Origin of the sequence: Nocardia amikacinitolerans, assembly GCF_900215415.1 — a bacterium.
Taxonomy (GTDB): domain Bacteria; phylum Actinomycetota; class Actinomycetes; order Mycobacteriales; family Mycobacteriaceae; genus Nocardia; species Nocardia amikacinitolerans.
The window spans coordinates 355,334-371,824 of the sequence record NZ_OBEG01000006.1; the positions used below are offsets into that span (position 1 = coordinate 355,334).

General features: G+C 69.4%; 17 protein-coding genes. 14 read left to right on the forward strand and 3 right to left on the reverse strand.

From position 1 onward, the window contains the following. Nucleotides 1-439 precede the first annotated feature (439 nt). The 8 genes from CRP45_RS26190 to CRP45_RS26225 all read left to right on the forward strand — a co-directional run bounded on the left by CRP45_RS26190 (nucleotide 440) and on the right by CRP45_RS26225 (nucleotide 9,083). Entirely contained in the window at nucleotides 440-1,738 is a 1,299-nt protein-coding gene (locus CRP45_RS26190; RefSeq protein ID WP_174554792.1) for an ammonium transporter, read from the forward strand. Between the two features lie 4 nt (nucleotides 1,739-1,742). Continuing rightward, nucleotides 1,743-2,081 (forward strand): P-II family nitrogen regulator, encoded by a 339-nt coding sequence (locus tag CRP45_RS26195; RefSeq protein WP_067782130.1) that lies wholly within the window; start codon nucleotides 1,743-1,745, stop codon nucleotides 2,079-2,081. A gap of 83 nt (nucleotides 2,082-2,164) precedes the next feature. Then, complete coding sequence (locus CRP45_RS26200; protein ID WP_097247431.1) at nucleotides 2,165-4,615, forward strand: [protein-PII] uridylyltransferase; 2,451 nt, start codon at nucleotides 2,165-2,167, stop codon at nucleotides 4,613-4,615. Nucleotides 4,616-4,773: 158 nt separating this feature from the next. Next, nucleotides 4,774-5,061, forward strand: coding sequence for a hypothetical protein (locus CRP45_RS26205; protein WP_372508152.1), 288 nt, complete (start codon nucleotides 4,774-4,776; stop codon nucleotides 5,059-5,061). A 102-nt stretch (nucleotides 5,062-5,163) separates the two neighbouring features. Continuing rightward, nucleotides 5,164-6,732, forward strand: a complete 1,569-nt coding sequence (gene ffh, locus CRP45_RS26210) for a signal recognition particle protein (RefSeq protein WP_097247432.1) — start codon at nucleotides 5,164-5,166, stop codon at nucleotides 6,730-6,732. A gap of 241 nt (nucleotides 6,733-6,973) precedes the next feature. Further along, nucleotides 6,974-7,165: a hypothetical protein gene (locus CRP45_RS26215; RefSeq protein ID WP_097247433.1), complete on the forward strand. Its 192-nt coding sequence runs from the start codon at nucleotides 6,974-6,976 to the stop codon at nucleotides 7,163-7,165. Between the two features lie 30 nt (nucleotides 7,166-7,195). Beyond that, on the forward strand, nucleotides 7,196-8,290 hold the full coding sequence (locus CRP45_RS26220) for an amidohydrolase family protein (RefSeq protein WP_097247624.1): 1,095 nt from the start codon (nucleotides 7,196-7,198) through the stop codon (nucleotides 8,288-8,290). A gap of 238 nt (nucleotides 8,291-8,528) precedes the next feature. Beyond that, on the forward strand, nucleotides 8,529-9,083 hold the full coding sequence (locus tag CRP45_RS26225) for a dihydrofolate reductase family protein (protein WP_097247434.1): 555 nt from the start codon (nucleotides 8,529-8,531) through the stop codon (nucleotides 9,081-9,083). 52 nt (nucleotides 9,084-9,135) lie between these two features. On the opposite strand, the gene CRP45_RS34040 is transcribed toward CRP45_RS26225, so the two are convergent. Next, complete coding sequence (locus CRP45_RS34040) at nucleotides 9,136-9,309, reverse strand: hypothetical protein (protein WP_179831020.1); 174 nt, start codon at nucleotides 9,307-9,309, stop codon at nucleotides 9,136-9,138. Nucleotides 9,310-9,594: 285 nt separating this feature from the next. Here CRP45_RS34040 and rpsP point away from each other — a divergent pair, with 285 nt between their 5' ends. The 4 genes from rpsP (at nucleotide 9,595) to trmD (ending at nucleotide 11,621) form a co-directional block, all read left to right on the forward strand. Next, nucleotides 9,595-10,026, forward strand: coding sequence for a 30S ribosomal protein S16 (rpsP, locus tag CRP45_RS26230; protein WP_067782140.1), 432 nt, complete (start codon nucleotides 9,595-9,597; stop codon nucleotides 10,024-10,026). Nucleotides 10,027-10,108: 82 nt separating this feature from the next. Then, entirely contained in the window at nucleotides 10,109-10,351 is a 243-nt protein-coding gene (locus tag CRP45_RS26235) for an RNA-binding protein (protein WP_067782143.1), read from the forward strand. Beyond that, nucleotides 10,352-10,876 (forward strand): ribosome maturation factor RimM, encoded by a 525-nt coding sequence (rimM, locus tag CRP45_RS26240; protein ID WP_067782146.1) that lies wholly within the window; start codon nucleotides 10,352-10,354, stop codon nucleotides 10,874-10,876. Between the two features lie 61 nt (nucleotides 10,877-10,937). Next, nucleotides 10,938-11,621, forward strand: a complete 684-nt coding sequence (trmD, locus tag CRP45_RS26245; RefSeq protein WP_067782152.1) for a tRNA (guanosine(37)-N1)-methyltransferase TrmD — start codon at nucleotides 10,938-10,940, stop codon at nucleotides 11,619-11,621. 9 nt (nucleotides 11,622-11,630) lie between these two features. On the opposite strand, the gene CRP45_RS26250 is transcribed toward trmD, so the two are convergent. Together CRP45_RS26250 and CRP45_RS26255 are read right to left on the reverse strand one after the other, a co-directional pair. Continuing rightward, nucleotides 11,631-11,999, reverse strand: coding sequence for a VOC family protein (locus CRP45_RS26250; RefSeq protein WP_067782154.1), 369 nt, complete (start codon nucleotides 11,997-11,999; stop codon nucleotides 11,631-11,633). 161 nt (nucleotides 12,000-12,160) lie between these two features. Beyond that, entirely contained in the window at nucleotides 12,161-13,012 is an 852-nt protein-coding gene (locus CRP45_RS26255) for a helix-turn-helix transcriptional regulator (RefSeq protein WP_097247435.1), read from the reverse strand. 96 nt (nucleotides 13,013-13,108) lie between these two features. Between CRP45_RS26255 and CRP45_RS26260 the strand changes: the two genes are divergently transcribed. Both CRP45_RS26260 and CRP45_RS26265 read left to right on the forward strand, forming a co-directional pair. After that, nucleotides 13,109-14,752 (forward strand): AMP-binding protein, encoded by a 1,644-nt coding sequence (locus CRP45_RS26260; RefSeq protein ID WP_097247436.1) that lies wholly within the window; start codon nucleotides 13,109-13,111, stop codon nucleotides 14,750-14,752. Next, the gene (locus CRP45_RS26265) at nucleotides 14,749-16,383 is read left to right on the forward strand and encodes an AMP-binding protein (RefSeq protein ID WP_097247437.1); all 1,635 of its coding nucleotides are present in this window, start codon (nucleotides 14,749-14,751) and stop codon (nucleotides 16,381-16,383) included. The genes CRP45_RS26260 and CRP45_RS26265 overlap by 4 nt, the downstream gene beginning before the upstream one ends. Nucleotides 16,384-16,491: the final 108 nt, after the last annotated feature.

Here is a 16,491-nt window from a genome sequence, read left to right on the forward strand (position 1 = left end):
GAGGAATCGTGCGAGGGCCGAGCGGGACCACCCGCTCGGCCGTTCCTCGTTTGCGCATCGATAGCGGACGATCTCGGCCCGCGGCCGCCCCGGCGTTCTTTCTCTCGAGACTTCCGCTCCCGCCCTCGAGACTTCCGCCGCGCCGTGCGGTGAACGGAAAGTTTGCGGCGCTGAACTCACCGGTAACCTCTCCTCGCGGTGCGCCGAAACAAAGCTCACAACTGCGGGGAAACACGCGGTGCACAGCACGAAACGTGGAAGCAACACAACCGCGCCATCCGTTCACGCAGGCGAAACACGACAGCTCAACGGATGAAACACCGAATGGCGACCCTTCTGTGCAGGTCCATTTGCCGAAGGCGGCTGGGCCCGAGATGAGGAGGACTTCAAGGTGGCATTTCCCGTAATCGGCGCGCCGGACGCCGGTGACACCGCATGGATGCTGGCGAGTTCAGCACTCGTGCTTTTGATGACACCCGGACTCGCGTTCTTCTACGGCGGCATGGTCCGCAGCAAGAACGTGCTGAACATGATCATGATGAGCATCAGCGCCATGGGACTGGTAACCGTCCTGTGGGCGCTGTACGGCTTCTCCATGACCTTCGGTGAGGACAAGGCGAACCTCATCGGCGACCCGGGACAGTATTTCGGTCTGAAGAGCGTTTTCGGCGGTAGCTACCTTGCCTCCACCGATCCGGCGGCCCCGGCCGCGATTCCGTTGAACGGAACCATTCCGCTGTCGGTGTTCGTCGCGTTCCAGTTGATGTTCGCGATCATCACCGTCGCACTCATCTCGGGCGCGGTCGCCGACCGCCTCAAGTTCAGCTCCTGGCTGCTGTTCGCCGGTATCTGGGTCACGGTGGTGTACTTCCCGGTCGCGCACTGGGTCTTCGCCTTCGACGGCTACACCGGTGAAGAGGGCGGCTGGATCGCCAACAACCTCAAGGCCATCGACTTCGCCGGTGGCACCGCGGTCCACATCAACGCGGGCGCCGCCGGTCTGGTGCTCGCCCTGATCCTCGGCAAGCGCAAGGGCTGGCCGCAGACGCCGTTCCGTCCGCACAACCTGCCGTTCGTGATGCTCGGCGCCGGTCTGCTGTGGTTCGGCTGGTACGGCTTCAACGCCGGTTCGGCCGTCGGCTCCAACGGCATCGCGGGCGCCACCTTCCTGACCACCACCATCGCCACCGCCGCCGCCATGCTTGCCTGGCTCCTGGTGGAGAAGATCCGCGACGGCCACCCCACCTCGCTGGGCGCCGCCTCGGGCATCGTCGCCGGTCTCGTCGCGATCACCCCGGCCTGTTCCTCGGTGAACGTCGTCGGCGCGCTGGCCATCGGCATCGTCGCGGGTGCGCTGTGCGCCCTCGCGGTCGGCCTGAAGTTCAAGTTCGGCTTCGACGACTCGCTCGACGTGGTCGGCGTGCACCTGGTCGGCGGTCTGGTCGGCACGCTGATGGTCGGCCTGGTCGCCGCGCCCGAAGCTCCGGCGGCTGTCGAAGGCTTGTTCTACGGTGGTGGGATCGAGCAGTTGAAGCTGCAGGCTGTCGGTGCCTTCACCGTGCTTGCGTTCTCCCTGGTCGCGACCGCGGTGATCGCTTACATCGTGAAGTTCACGATCGGTCTGCGCGCTACGGACGAGGGCGAGTCGGTCGGCCTGGACGAGTCCGAGCACGCGGAAACCGCATACGATTTCGCTGCTGTGGGTGGCACGGCACGCTCGCTCGTCAAGGAGGCATGACGACATGAAACTGATCACCGCAATCGTCAAACCGTTCACGCTCGAGGACGTGAAGTCCGGGCTGGAGCAGGCGGGCGTGCTCGGCATGACCGTCAGCGAGGTACAGGGTTACGGGCGGCAGAAGGGCCACACCGAGGTCTACCGCGGTGCCGAGTACTCGGTCGACTTCGTGCCGAAGGTGCGGGTCGAGGTCGTCGTGGACGACGCGTCGGTCGACAAGGTCGTCGAGGTGATCGTCGAGGCCGCCCGCACCGGCAAGATCGGTGACGGCAAGGTCTGGGTGACCCCGGTGGAGTCGATCATCCGCGTGCGGACCGGCGAACGCGGTACCGACGCGCTGTAAGCGGAGACAGATGAGCGGCGGCCCCGCTCCCACCGGAGACCCGGTCGGGGCGGGGCCGCACGCATCGAAATGGGCGGTGGGTTGTGGGTAGCAGTAGCGGAAACGGCAAGCGCGGCAACGGTGAGCGGGTCTCCAACGGGGCCGCCGATCTGGTCGCGGCGCGTGATCAGCTGCTCGATGGCGGCGTGCCGCGCAACCCGCGGTTGGATGCCGAGAGCCTCCGGTCCGCGCTGGTCGATCTCTTCGACCTGTGGCTCACCAGCAAGGGCGCCGAACTCGGCATCACCGCCGACAGCGGCCTCGCGGTGGTGGCCGTCGGTGGGCTCGGGCGCAGGGAGATGCTGCCGTACTCGGATCTGGATCTGGTGCTGCTGCACGACGACGTGGATCCGGCGCGGGTGGCCGAGGTCGCCGACCAGCTCTGGTACCCGCTCTGGGACGCCCACATCAAGCTCGACCACAGCGTGCGGACCGTCCCCCAAGCGCTGCGGGTCGCCAACGACGATCTGATCGCGGCACTCGGCATGCTCGAGGCGCGGCACATCGTCGGCGATGTCGAGCTGAGCAACCTGCTGATCGGCGGCGTGCGCCGCGAATGGCGCACCGGCATCCGCAACCGGTTCGACGACTTGATCGCGCAGGCCAACGCCCGCTGGCAGCGCAGCGGCGAGATCGCGCACCGCGCCGAGCCCGACCTGAAGAACGGGCGCGGTGGCCTACGCGATATCCAACTGCTCGACGCGCTGGCCGTCGCCCAGCTGACCGACGCCATGCCGGGGCTCGGTCCCGACGTGCCCGGCGGCGGCGTGAAACAGGCGCAGCGACGTTTGCTGGATGTTCGCACGGAGCTGCATCGGGTCGCGGGACGGTCCCGCGATCAGTTGCGCGCGCAGGACGCCGACGAGATCGGCGCGGCGCTGCGGATCGGCGATCGGTTCGATCTCGCACGCACGCTCAGCGATTCGGCGCGGACGGTCGGCTACTCGGTCGACGTCGGACTGCGCACCGCGGCCAACGCGTTGCCGCGGCGCGGTCTGGCCAGGCTGCGCCGGATGCCCGTGCGACGACCACTCGATGAGGGGGTGGTCGAACACGCGGGTGAGGTCGTGCTGGCCAGGGACGCGCGGCCGCAGCGCGATCCCGGGCTGATCCTTCGGGTGGCGGCGGCGTCGGCGCAGACCGGGCTGCCGATGTCGGCCACCACGCTGAACCGCCTGTCCGAGGACGCGCCCGAACTGCGCGAGCCGTGGCCCAAGGACGCGCTCAACGATCTGCTCGTGCTGCTCGGCGCCGGTCGCGGTGCCCTCGACGCGATCGAGGCGCTCGATCGCACCGGGTTGTGGGGCAGGCTGCTCCCGGAGTGGGGCGCGGTGCGTGACCTGCCGCCGCGCGACGCCCTGCACACCTGGACCGTCGACCGTCATCTGATGGAGACGGTGGCCTACGCGAGCGCGCTGAGCACCCGGGTCGCCCGCCCGGACCTGCTCCTGCTCGGCGCACTGCTGCACGACATCGGCAAGGGCCGCGCGGGCGATCACAGCGTGGTCGGCGCCGAGCTGGCCACCCACATCGGTCGCAGGCTCGGGCTGTGGCCCTCCGACGTGCGCACGCTCAGCGCCGTGGTGCGCCACCACCTGCTGCTCCCGGACACCGCGACCCGCCGCGACCTCGCGGACCCGGACACGGTGGGGTTCGTCGTCGACGCGCTCGACGGCGACGCACAGCTGCTGGAACTGCTGCACACGCTGGCCGAAGCCGATTCGCTGGCCACCGGCCCCGGCGTCTGGGGCGACTGGAAGGCCTCGCTCATCGGCGATCTGGTGCGGCGCTGCCGCACGGTCATGGCGGGCTACGAACTGCCGAAGCCCGAGCCCATCGCGCCGGAACTGCTGGCCAAGGCCGCGGCGGGCGGCGTGCACGTCGACCTGAAGCCGGGCGATGGCAAGTTCACCTACGTGGTCACGGTGATCGCGCCGGACGCGCCCGGCCTGCTCTCGGACGCCGCGGGCGTGCTCGCACTGCATTCGCTGCGGGTGCTCTCCGCCGCGCTCGGCGGCGAGGGCGCCTCGGCCGTCAACACCTTCGTCGTCTCGCCGAAGTTCGGCGACCCGCCGGACGCCGGTCTGCTGCGTCAGGAGCTGATCAGGGCCATCGCCGGGGATCTCGATCTGACCGCGCTGCTGGCCAAGCGCGAACGCGAGGCGACCGGTGCGGGCCCGAGTCCGTATGCCCAGGCCCAGCCGCGCCTGATCTGGTCGTCGACCACGACGCCCGGCCAGGTGATCCTCGAACTGCGCGCCGAGGACCGCGTCGGCCTGCTCAGCCGGTTGGCCGCCGCGTTCGCGCGCTGCGGCGCGGACGTGCGCTGGGCGAAGGTGGTGACCATGGGTTCCGCCGTGGTCGACGCGTTCTGCCTCGAGCTCGGCGCCGAGGACGGCCCGCAACGCCGTGACGCCATCGAGAAGGCGGTGCTGGACGTGGTGCCACGCCCCGCGCCGAAGGAGGCCGACGACGCCGATTCGTCCGTTTCCTGAGCCGAAAGACCCGCGCCACGGCGCAAACCCCGGCGTTGCGCGCGATTTGCTGGAACTTCTCTCCGCGGGGGCAAGTGACCCCTACTATCAGAGCGTCTGGCTATCGCGAGCACGAGGGGAGCAGGTCGGTGGCAATTGAGGTTGTTTCGGCTTCGATGATGACGAGCGACGAAACCACGCATATGGCGCGGTGTGTCGGCGGAGATCGGTGGGTCGTTTCCTGGTTGCCAGGCCGTACGTTGACCGCGCAGCAGGCGGTGACCGCGATGACGATCGCCTCGACGGTTTCCACCACGCCCGACGCGCCCGAGGGCGCGGACTGGGCGATGCTCGACGATCTGGCGCTCGAGCTAGGACTGACCGGCCGGGAGGCCGCGTACATGGTCCGGCTGGAGAACCACGATTACCGCAAGACTTCCAAACCACGCCGCCGCGCACTCGAATAACTCTCGCGCGCCGCTCGAAGGACGCACCGCCTGCGCGAACACGTGGGCGATCCCATTACGCTGGGAGGAAGTTGACGTCACTCGAGATCAGGAGCGCGATCGGTGTTCGAATCCCTGTCCGACCGGCTTACCGGTGCCCTCAAGGATCTGCGTGGTAAGGGGCGTCTGTCACCGGCCGACATCGACGCCACGTGCCGCGAGATCCGTCTGGCCCTGCTCGAGGCCGACGTCGCGCTGCCCGTGGTGCGCGGTTTCATCGCCAGGATCAAGGAGCGCGCCAAGGGCGCGGAGGTCTCCGCGGCGCTGAATCCGGCCCAGCAGGTCGTCAAGATCGTCAACGAGGAACTGATCGGCATCCTCGGCGGCGAGACGAGGCGGCTGAACCTGGCCAAGACCCCGCCGACGGTGATCATGCTCGCCGGTCTGCAGGGCTCCGGTAAGACCACCCTGGCTGGCAAGCTCGCCAAGTGGCTGAAGGGTCAGGGCCACCAGCCGCTGCTCGTGGCCTGCGACCTGCAGCGTCCCGGCGCCGTCACCCAGCTCCAGGTGGTCGGCGAGCGCGCGGGCGCGCCGGTGTTCGCCCCGCATCCCGGCACCTCGATCGGCGGTGGCGACAACCCGCTCGGCATCTCCGCCGCCGACCCGATCGAGGTCGCGCGCGCCGGTGTCGCCGAGGCGCGAACCAAGCAGTACGACGTGGTCATCGTCGACACCGCGGGTCGTCTCGGTATCGATGAGGAACTGATGCGCCAGGCCGCGGGCATCCGCGACGCGGTGCAGCCGGACGAGACGCTGTTCGTGCTCGACGCCATGATCGGTCAGGACGCCGTCAACACGGCCGAGGCCTTCCGCGACGGCGTCGGCTTCACCGGCGTCGTGCTCACCAAACTCGACGGCGACGCCCGCGGTGGCGCGGCCCTCTCGGTGCGCAACGTCACCGGCGAGCCGATCATGTTCGCCTCCACCGGCGAGAAGCTGGAGGACTTCGACGTCTTCCACCCGGACCGCATGGCCAGCCGCATCCTCGGCATGGGCGATGTGCTCACCCTCATCGAGCAGGCCGAGCAGGTCTACGACGCGCAGCAGGCCGAGGAGGCCGCGCGCAAGATCGGCAGCGGCGAGCTCACCCTCGAGGACTTCCTCGAGCAGATGCTGGCGATCCGCAAGATGGGCCCGATCGGCAACCTGCTCGGCATGCTGCCCGGCGCGGGCCAGATGAAGGACGTGCTCGCCCAGGTCGACGACAAGCAGCTGGACCGGGTACAGGCCATCATCCGCGGCATGACCCCCGCCGAGCGGGACAACCCCAAGATCATCAACGCCTCCCGCCGCCTGCGCATCGCCAACGGCTCCGGCGTCTCGGTCTCCGAGGTCAACCAGCTCGTCGACCGGTTCTTCGAGGCCAAGAAGATGATGGCCATGATGGGCCGCCAGATGGGCCTGCCCGGTTCGCGCCGCGGCGGCGGCAAGAAGGGCAAGAAAGGCAAGAAGGGCGGTCGCGGGCCGACCCCGCCGAAGGTGCGCGGCGGTCTGCCCGGCATGGGTATGCCGGGCATGCCGCAGATGCCCGCCGGAATGCCCGACCTGTCGAACATGCCCGCGGGTCTCAACGAATTGCCGCCGGGGCTCGACGGTTTCGACTTGTCCAAGCTCAAGTTCCCGAAGAAGTAGGCGCCCGCACCGCTTGTCGCGCCACGGTGCGATCGCGACCTCTTCGGCGGCTCGGCCTGTGCGGACACCGGTACGACTCGGCGTGTGCTTGTCGCGGGGTGCCACCGATATCGCGGCCAGATCTGCGATGACGGCGGGTGCGGTCGCCAGGTGAACCGTCGCAGCCGCACGGCTGGGATTGCAAAGAACAGGCACGGGGGCCGGGCCGTCGGTCATCGCGCTGGTTGCCGCTGGGATCGCGGTGGTCCGGCGATGGATCGTCGCGGCAGGCCGGGCGGATCGGCTGCGCGGCGCGGATCAGGTGTTCTGGTCGGACTGGCTGGTGCTGCTTGCCACTGAGATCGCCGTGGTCCAGACGTGTGCGGCGGTGACAGGCAGCGGCGCGGCTCCGCTCGTCTCCGGGGGCGAGCCGGTCGGGTCCGGAGTAGGTTGAGTGCGGCCGAGGGTGTCGGAGGAGGTTGCGGTGCATCTACGCGGGGTTGTTCTGCCGGACGACGAGGTGCGCGATCTCTGGGTGCACGAGGGGCTGGTGTCCTTCGAGCCCGTGTCGGGAGCCGAAACCCTGTGCACCGCAGGGTGGATCGTGCCGGGGCTGGTGGACGCGCACTGCCACGTCGGCATCCGCTACGGCGGCGGTGACGAGACCCGCGAGGGCGCGATCGCCCAGGCGGTGACCGAGCGCGACGCTGGCGCGCTGCTGCTGCGCGACGCCGGGTCGCCGATCGACACGCGCTTCGTCGACGAGCACCAGGAGCTGCCGAAGATCATCCGCGCGGGCAGGCACATCGCGCGGCCCAAGCGCTACATCCGAGAGCTCGGCATCGAACTCGACGACGAACGCGACCTCCCCGAGATCGTGGCCGAGCAGGCGCGCTTCGGGGACGGCTGGGTGAAGATCGTCGGCGACTGGATCGACCGCTCCGTCGGCGACCTGCGCCCGCTGTGGAGCGACGCCATCCTCAAAGAGGCCATCGACGCCGCGCACGCCAACGGCGCCAGGGTCACCGCCCACGTGTTCGGCGAGGACGCGCTGCCCGGGCTGATCGACGCGGGCATCGACTGCATCGAACACGGCACCGGCCTCACCGACGAGACCATCGAGATGATGGTCGAGCACGGCACCGCACTGGTCCCGACGATGATCAACATCGACACCTTCCCGTCCATCGCCGACAGCGCGGGCAAATTCCCCGTCTACGCCGCCCACATGCGCGACCTGCACCGCCGCGTCCGCCAGACGGTCGCCGCCGCCCACGACGCGGGCGTGCCCATCTACACCGGCACCGACGCGGGCGGCTCCATCCGGCACGGCCGCATCGCCGACGAGATCATCGCTCTGACCGGCGCGGGCCTGTCCGCGCACGACGCGCTCGGCGCCGCCTCCTGGAACGCGCGCACCTGGCTCGATCGGCCCGGCATCGAGCACGGCGCGCCCGCCGATCTCGTCGTCTACCGGGAAGATCCGCGCCTCGCACCGGCGACCCTCAGCGCTCCGGAATACGTCGTCCTACGCGGCCGCGTCTACTGCTCCGCCGACCCCGTCACCGGCCACCGCTGAGCCCGCCCGGTCGCACGCACACCACCTGCGGGCGCGGTCGGCCTCCACCGGCAACTTCATCACCTGCCTCCGCGGTGATCGATCTGACGCCACACACCTTTCGTACGCCTCACATAGGCACCGGCTATGTGAGGCGTGTGAAAAGTGTGTGGGGGCACTCGTGAAGCCTGGCGCGATGAATTCGGCGTACTCGCGTCGTCGGTATTGAGGAAGGCATTCGTACCAGGGAGGTCAGCAGATGCGGGATCTGGTCGTGACGGAGAACATCACGCTCGACGGGGTGATCGATGCGACAGAGGGGTGGTTCACCGTCGGCAACGACGCGGTCGACGACGAATCCGACATCCTCGCGGAACTCATGGCCCACACAGCCGCCTGCGACGCGGTGCTGTTCGGGCGCGTCACCTTCGAGGACATGCGCGGCTACTGGCCGAAGCAGACCGACGACCGGACCGGCATCACCGACGACCTGAACCAGATGGCGAAGTACGTGGTGTCGCGCTCGATGGACGATCCGGAATGGCAGAACTCCACGGTGCTGCGTGGGCTGGACGACGTGCGCGCGCTCAAGGAGCAACCGGGGAAGGACATCGTCTGCACCGGAAGCATCGCGCTGGCGCACCAGCTCATCGAGGCCGAGCTGGTCGACGAGTACCGCTTGTTCGTCTACCCGGTCGTGCTCGGCCGCGGCGCGCGGCTGTTCGCCGAGGGCGCGCGGATTCCGGCGCTGCGACTCGTCGAGAGCAAGCCGTTCCGTTCAGGGGTTGTGCTGCTGCGCTACCGCCCCGCCTGATTTGCGCGAAGTCGCCTGGAGGCGCGGCCGATAGGAAGCGGAGCCTGGAAGCTCAGTTCAGGATTGCGTTGACGGCCGATCCGATGCCGCGCAACCCCGCACCGACCACACGGAACAGCAACGGCGCGGCATTGATCACCGCTTCGGTCGCGACCTCGCCGCCCACCTCACGCGCGGCCTCGCGCTTGAAACTGGTGCGCCTGGTGTTGCGTCGGAAGATCCCCATGACCGGTTATTGCGGCCAGGGCGCGAAACGTTGCAGTGGGGTTGAAACCCGCCGATATCGTCGGCCGGGCCACGTCGCCGAGCCCTGGTGACCGACGTCGCGAGGCGATTTCGGGCGGAGCGGACCGGTCTGGCAGAATGGACCACCGTCCTTCCGGACAGTGTCAGCCCGTCTCCGGTTACGTACCGCGCGGCGGTCACACACTTCAAGCGCGAAACCGGGCTCGCAGACCGTGCGAGTCGCTGAATCGCGCCGTGACCAACTACCTGAAAGAGGCAGATCAGCATGGCTGTTCGCATCAAGCTCACCCGCATGGGCAAGATCCGCAACCCGCAGTACCGCGTCGTCGTCGCGGACGCCCGCACCCGTCGTGACGGCCGGGCCATCGAGTCCATCGGCAAGTACCACCCGAAGGAAGAGCCGTCGCTGATCGAGATCGACTCGGAGCGCGTGCAGTACTGGCTGGGTGTCGGCGCGCAGCCGACCGAGCCGGTGCAGCGCCTCCTGGAGATCACCGGTGACTGGCAGAAGTTCAAGGGCCTGCCCGGCGCCGAGGGCACGCTGAAGGTGAAGCCGGCCAAGCCGTCCAAGCTGGACCTGTTCAACGCCGCGCTGGCCGCCGCCGAGAACGAGCCGGTCGCCGAGGCCGTCACCCCGAAGAAGAAGGCCAAGAAGGAAGAGGCCGAGGGCGAGGCCGCTACCGAGGCTGCCGAGTAGTCGTGAGCGAGCGCAGCGAGCGAACCATCGGCGCAGCCGCCATCGCGGTCGCGACGGAGCCGAGCGCTAGCGAGGTGGAGTCGTGAGCGCCGTAGTGGCCGATGCCGTGGAGCACCTGGTGCGCGGCATCGTCGCCAATCCGGATGACGTCCGCGTCGAGCTGATCACCGGCCGCCGCGGGCGCACCGTCGAGGTGCACGTCCACCCCGAGGACCTTGGCAAGGTGATCGGTCGCGGCGGACGCACCGCGACCGCGCTGCGCACCCTCGTCGCGGGCATCGGCGGCCGTGGCATCCGGGTCGACGTGGTCGACACCGATCAGTAGATGGAACTCGTCGTAGGGCGGGTCGCCAAGTCGCACGGTGTGCGCGGCGAGCTCGTCGTCGAGGTCCGCACCGACGAACCCGAAGAGCGTTTCGCGGTGGGCACCACCCTGCGTGGTCGCCTGCCGCGCTCGTCGGAGGTTCGCGACTTCACTGTGGAGTCGGCCCGCGAGCACTCGGGCCGGCTCCTCGTGTTTCTCGCCGGGATCGCCGACCGCACCGCCGCCGACGCGCTGCGCGGCACGCTGTTCGTCGTGGACAGCGAAGACCTGCCGCCCTCGGACGATCCGGACGAGTTCTACGACCACGAGCTCGAGGGGCTGACCGTCCAGCTCACCGACGGCACGGCCGTCGGAACGGTGACCGAGGTGCTGCATTCGGCAGCGGGAGAACTGCTTTCGGTGCGCGCCGCCGACGACGGCAGGGAGATCCTGATCCCGTTCGTCACGGCGATCGTGCCCACGGTGTCGCTCGCCGACGGGCTGGTGGTCATTGATCCGCCCGAGGGCCTGCTCGATCCCGAGTGATGGACACGACGCGCGCCGCCGCGACCGGGCGCGGGAATCCCGGTGCGACGAAGGGGCTGGGATGAGGATCGACGTCATCACGATCTTTCCGGAGTATCTGGAGCCGCTGCGCACGGCGCTGCTCGGCAAAGCCATCGACAAGGGCTTGATCTCCGTCGACGTGCACGACCTGCGGCGCTGGACGCACGACGTGCACAAGTCGGTCGACGATTCGCCGTACGGCGGCGGGCCGGGCATGGTCATGAAGCCGACCGTCTGGGGCGACGCGCTGGACGAGGTGTGCCCCGACGACGCCCTGCTCGTTGTGCCCACCCCGGCGGGCGTCCCGTTCACCCAGGCCACCGCCCAGCGCTGGGCCGACGAGCAGCACCTGGTCTTCGCCTGCGGCCGTTACGAAGGCATAGATCAGCGCGTGTTCGACGACGCCGCGCGACGGGTGCGCGTCGAAGAGGTCAGCATCGGCGACTACGTCCTCATCGGCGGTGAGGCCGCGGTGCTGGTGATGACCGAGGCCGTCGTGCGGCTGCTGCCCGGCGTGCTCGGCAATCAGCAGTCCCACCAAGAGGATTCGTTCTCCGACGGCCTGCTCGAAGGACCAAGCTACACCCGGCCCGTCAGCTGGCGCGGCCTCGACGTTCCACCGATCCTGCTCTCCGGCGACCACGCGAAGGTCGCCGCCTGGCGCCGCGAACAGTCGCTGGCCCGCACCCGCGAACGCCGACCGGACCTGCTGCCGCCGGAGTGAGCCCGATTCTCAGTCGGGCAGCTGTGCCGTCGTGATGCAGAACGGGTGCCCGGCCGGATCCAGCAGGACCCGCCACCGGTCGCCCGGCTGGGTCGGCGCGGGCACCGCACCCAACGCGAGCGCGCGCTGCTCGCACGCGTCCAGGTCGTCGTCGGCCGCCAAATCCAAGTGCACGATCGAGCTGCCGGGCCACACCGGCGGCTTGTAGTCCGGGATCCGCTGCGCGATGACCGCTAGACCGGACGGGATGCGGATCGCCGCGCTGCGTTCCTTGTTCCACAGCGTGTGCCCGCCGAGCAGATCGAGGTAGAACCGCGCGAGCGCATCGGGGTCGGCGCAGTCCAGGGACAATCCCGCGATACGGAAAGGCTCTGTCACGCAAGGGAGTGTAGGGCGGGCCACATCACCACTCCGACCCGGGAGCCCCGCAACGCCCACCGCATTCCCTTGGCGGCCGGGCGAATTGGCCCGAACACCGGAAACGCCGACGACCGAAGAGGCGCAAGGCGATTCGAGACCGAACCGGCGAGGGCCTGAACTCAGGGGAGGAGGCCGAGGCGGCGGGCGGTGACGACGGCCTCGTGGCGAGTGCTCGCGTCCAGTTTGGTCATGGCGTTGCGCAGGTAGCTCTTCACCGTTTCCGCGCCGAGCGAGAGGCGTTGGGCCGCTTCCTGATTGGTGCAGCCGAGCGCGATCTCGGCGAGCACGTCCAACTCCCGGCGGGACAGGCGCGGCGCGTCGGGAGCGGGTTCGCCGGTGAGCGCCCGGCCGAGACGATCGCAGATACCGTGCAGCCTGGCCCGCAGTTGCTCGTCGGTGGCCGCGCGCGCCAGGCCGCGCAGTTCGGCGCCGATGTCGCGCAGTTCCTCGGTGACGGCGGGCGCGGTGTCCGGCGTCGGCGTCGTCATCTCCAGCAGGCGCAGCCGCCGATCCACCTCGTCGCGGATCGCGAACTCGGTGGCCAGCCTTTTGCCTGCCTGCATCATCAGATCGGCGGTCCGGTCGCCGAGCGGGCTCGCACCGCGCGTCGCGGCGTAGAGCACCGCGCGCGACCGATCGTCGACGACCACCGGCACCGCGAGCACCGAACGGATGCCCTCGCCCGAGACCGGAGCGTCGTAGTGGTGGGTAATGGAGACGGCGTTGCGGTAGTCCGCCACCGACGCGGGCCTGCGCATATCCATGACCCGGCCGCCGAGGCCCGAACTGCGCAGCACGGTGAGGCCGCGCAGCCCGTTGGTCATCGTCCCGACGAATTCGGTGAGCAGCAACGCATCCTCGTGCACCTCGCCACCGAATACGACAGGAACGCCCGCCCGGTGCGCCACCCAGCGGATCTCGGCGCGCAGCGCGTCCGCGTCGCGGGGCCGCAGCAGGGAAGTGGTGGTCAAACGACTCACCCCTTTTCGGGGGTAGTGACGAACGTGATGCAACCCACATCCTAGGGGACACGAGGGTGGCGTGGATCACCGACGAGGAGAGGCGAGATGAGCACGGACCTGGACGCGCGGGTGCGCGAGCTGCTGGAGGGTTACGACGGACCGGAGGCGTGTGCGGCGGAGCTGCTGTGCGACCGCCATCCGGCGGACCGCGTCGCGTTCACGGTGGTGGACGCCGACCTGAGCGCCACCGACCTCACCTACGGTGAACTGCGCGAGCGTTCGGCGCGGTTCGCCGCGGCGCTGGCCGGACTCGGGGTCGGGCGCGGCGATCGCGTCGCCACCCTGATGGGCAAGTCCGCGGACCTGATCGTCGCGCTGCTCGGCATCTGGCGCCGCGGCGCGGTACACGTGCCGCTGTTCACCGCGTTCGCGCCGCCCGCCATCGCCTTCCGCCTGACGGCCAGCCGTGCCGCGCTCGTCGTCGCGGACGCCGACCAGGCCGCGAAGCTGGCGCCCGGCGACGACATTCCGGCCGACGCGCCGTGGCGGCTGGTCGTCGCGGGAGCGCCCGAGAAGGTCGGACCGGACACGTTGCGTTTCGCCGACCTGCTCGACGCGTACGCCGCCGACGACCCGCGCGCCGCGGCGGTCGCGGTCGGCGGTGCCGGACTGCTCGTCCAGCTGTTCACCAGCGGCACCACCGGCACCCCGAAGGGCGTGCCGATCCCGCTGCGCGCGCTGGCGTCCTTCCACGCGTATCAGGAATTCGCGCTGGACGTCCGCCCCGACGACGTCTACTGGAACGCCGCCGATCCCGGCTGGGCCTACGGGCTCTACTACGCGATCCTGAGCCCACTCGCGTCGGGCACCCGAAGTCTGCTGCTGCACGCGGGATTCTCCGCACCGCTGACTTGGCGGGTCCTGGAGCGCTTCGGGGTCACCAACTTCGCCGCCGCGCCCACCGTCTACCGCGCCCTGCGCGCCGACGACACCACGCCGCCAACGGGTTTCGCGCTGCGCCGCGCCTCCTCCGCGGGCGAACCGCTCACCCCAGAGGTGGTCGCCTGGTCGGCGCGGAATCTGGGCGTCGCCGTTCGCGACCACTACGGGCAGACCGAGCACGGCATGGTCGTCTGCAACGCGTGGCACGACGAGCTCAGCGCCGCCGCCCCGCTCGGGTCGATGGGCAGGCAGCTGCCCGGCTGGACCTGCGCCGTGCTCGCCGAGGACGCCGACGTCGAGGCCGCGCCCGGCGAACTCGGCCGGGTCGCGATCGATACCGAGCGCAGCCCGTTGCTGTGGTTCCTCGGCTATCTCGACGCCCCCGAGCGCACCGCGCAGCGCTACACCGCCGACGGCCGTTGGTATCTCACCGGCGACGCCGGATCCCGTGACGCCGACGGGTTCTTCCACTTCTCCGCGCGCGACGACGACGTGATCATCATGGCGGGATACCGGATCGGCCCGTTCGAGGTGGAGAGCGTGCTGGTGCTGCACGACCAGGTGGCGGAGGCCGCGGTGGTCGGTCTGCCGGACGAGCTGCGCGGCGAAGTGCTCGAGGCATTCGTGGTGTTGCGCAACGGTTCCGCGGGCAGCGCCGAATTGGCCGCCGAGCTACAACAACTGGTGAAGGAGAAGTTCGCGGCGCACGCCTATCCGCGCCGGGTGCATTTCGTGACGAGCCTGCCGAAGACGCCCAGCGGCAAGGTGCAGCGTTTCGTGCTGCGGCAGCAGGGAGGTGCGCGATGACTCCCGCACTGCCGAGCTACGCCTCGGGCACCTCGGACGCGCCGCTGCTCGGCGACACCATCGGCGCCAACCTGGACCGCACCGCCGCGGCGCATCCGGATCGGGAAGCGTTGGTGGACTTGCCGACCGGACGCCGCTGGACCTACCGCGAGCTCGTCGCCGCGGTCGACGCGATCGCGTCCGGTCTCGCCGCCCGCGGTCTCGCCAAGGGCGATCGCGTCGGCATCTGGGCGCCCAACTGCGCGGAGTGGTTCCTCGTGCAGTACGCCACCGCCAAGCTCGGCGCGATCCTGGTCAACATCAACCCGGCCTACCGCACCAGCGAACTCGGCTACGTGCTGCGCCAAGCCGGGGTTCGGATGCTGATCGCCGCGCCGGAGTTCAAGACCTCGGACTACGTCGCCATGATCGAGGAGGTCCGGCCGGAATGTCCCGGCCTGGACCAGGTTCTGATCCTCGGCGGCGCGGACTGGGCCGAGGTGGCCGACGCGCCGGTCGACGCCGAACGGCTGGCCGCCGTCGCGGCGACGCTGTCGGCGGACGATCCGATCAACATCCAGTACACCTCGGGCACAACGGGTTTCCCGAAGGGAGCCACGCTGAGCCATCACAACATCCTGAACAACGGCTACTTCGTCGGTGAGCTGTGCGGGTACACCGAACAGGACCGGATCTGCGTTCCGGTGCCCTTCTATCACTGCTTCGGCATGGTGATGGGAAACCTGGCCGCCACCAGTCACGGTGCGGCGGTGGTGATTCCGGCACCGTCCTTCGACCCGGCCGCCACCTTGGAGGCGGTCGCTCGGGAGCGCTGCACCTCCCTCTACGGCGTGCCGACGATGTTCATCGCCGTGCTCGCCGAGCTGGACGCCGTCCTCGAAAAGACCGGAGCGACACCGGATCTGTCGACCTTGCGCACCGGCATCATGGCGGGTTCACCGTGTCCGGTCGAGGTGATGAAGCGGGTCATCGACCGGCTCGGCATGCACGAGGTGTGCATCTGCTACGGCATGACGGAAACGTCTCCGGTCTCCACCCAGACCCGCCGCGACGACGACCTCGATCGCCGGACCGCGACCGTCGGCCGCGTCGGCCCGCATCTCGAGGTCAAGATCGTCGATCCCGCAACGGGATTGACCGTCCCGCGCGGCGAGCCCGGTGAACTGTGCACCCGCGGCTACTCGGTGATGCTCGGCTATTGGGATCAGCCCGACAAGACCGCCGAAGCCATCGACGCGGCCCGCTGGATGCACACCGGCGACATCGGCGTGATGGACGCCGACGGCTACATCGCCGTGACCGGCCGGATCAAGGACATGGTCATCCGCGGCGGCGAGAACATCTACCCCCGAGAAATCGAGGAGTTCCTCTACACCCACCCCGACATCCTGGACGCCCAGGTGATCGGCGTGCCCGACGCGAAGTACGGCGAGGAACTCATGGCCTGGATCCGCATGCGCGAGGGCGCCACCCCGCTGGACGCCGAGGCCGTGCGCGCCTTCTGCACCGGCAAACTCGCCCACTTCAAGATCCCGCGCTACGTCCACCTGGTCGACGAATTCCCGATGACCGTCACCGGCAAGATCCGCAAGGCCGAAATGCGCGAGATGGCAAAGGAACTCCTCGGCTGACCCCGCCCCGCCAGCCGTTCTCCGAGGACTGGGGTCAGCCGGGCACAAACCAGCTGGCCCCACCCGAGGCACCGCGGCGCCAATTGATCTCCGAGGCCAAACAATTCA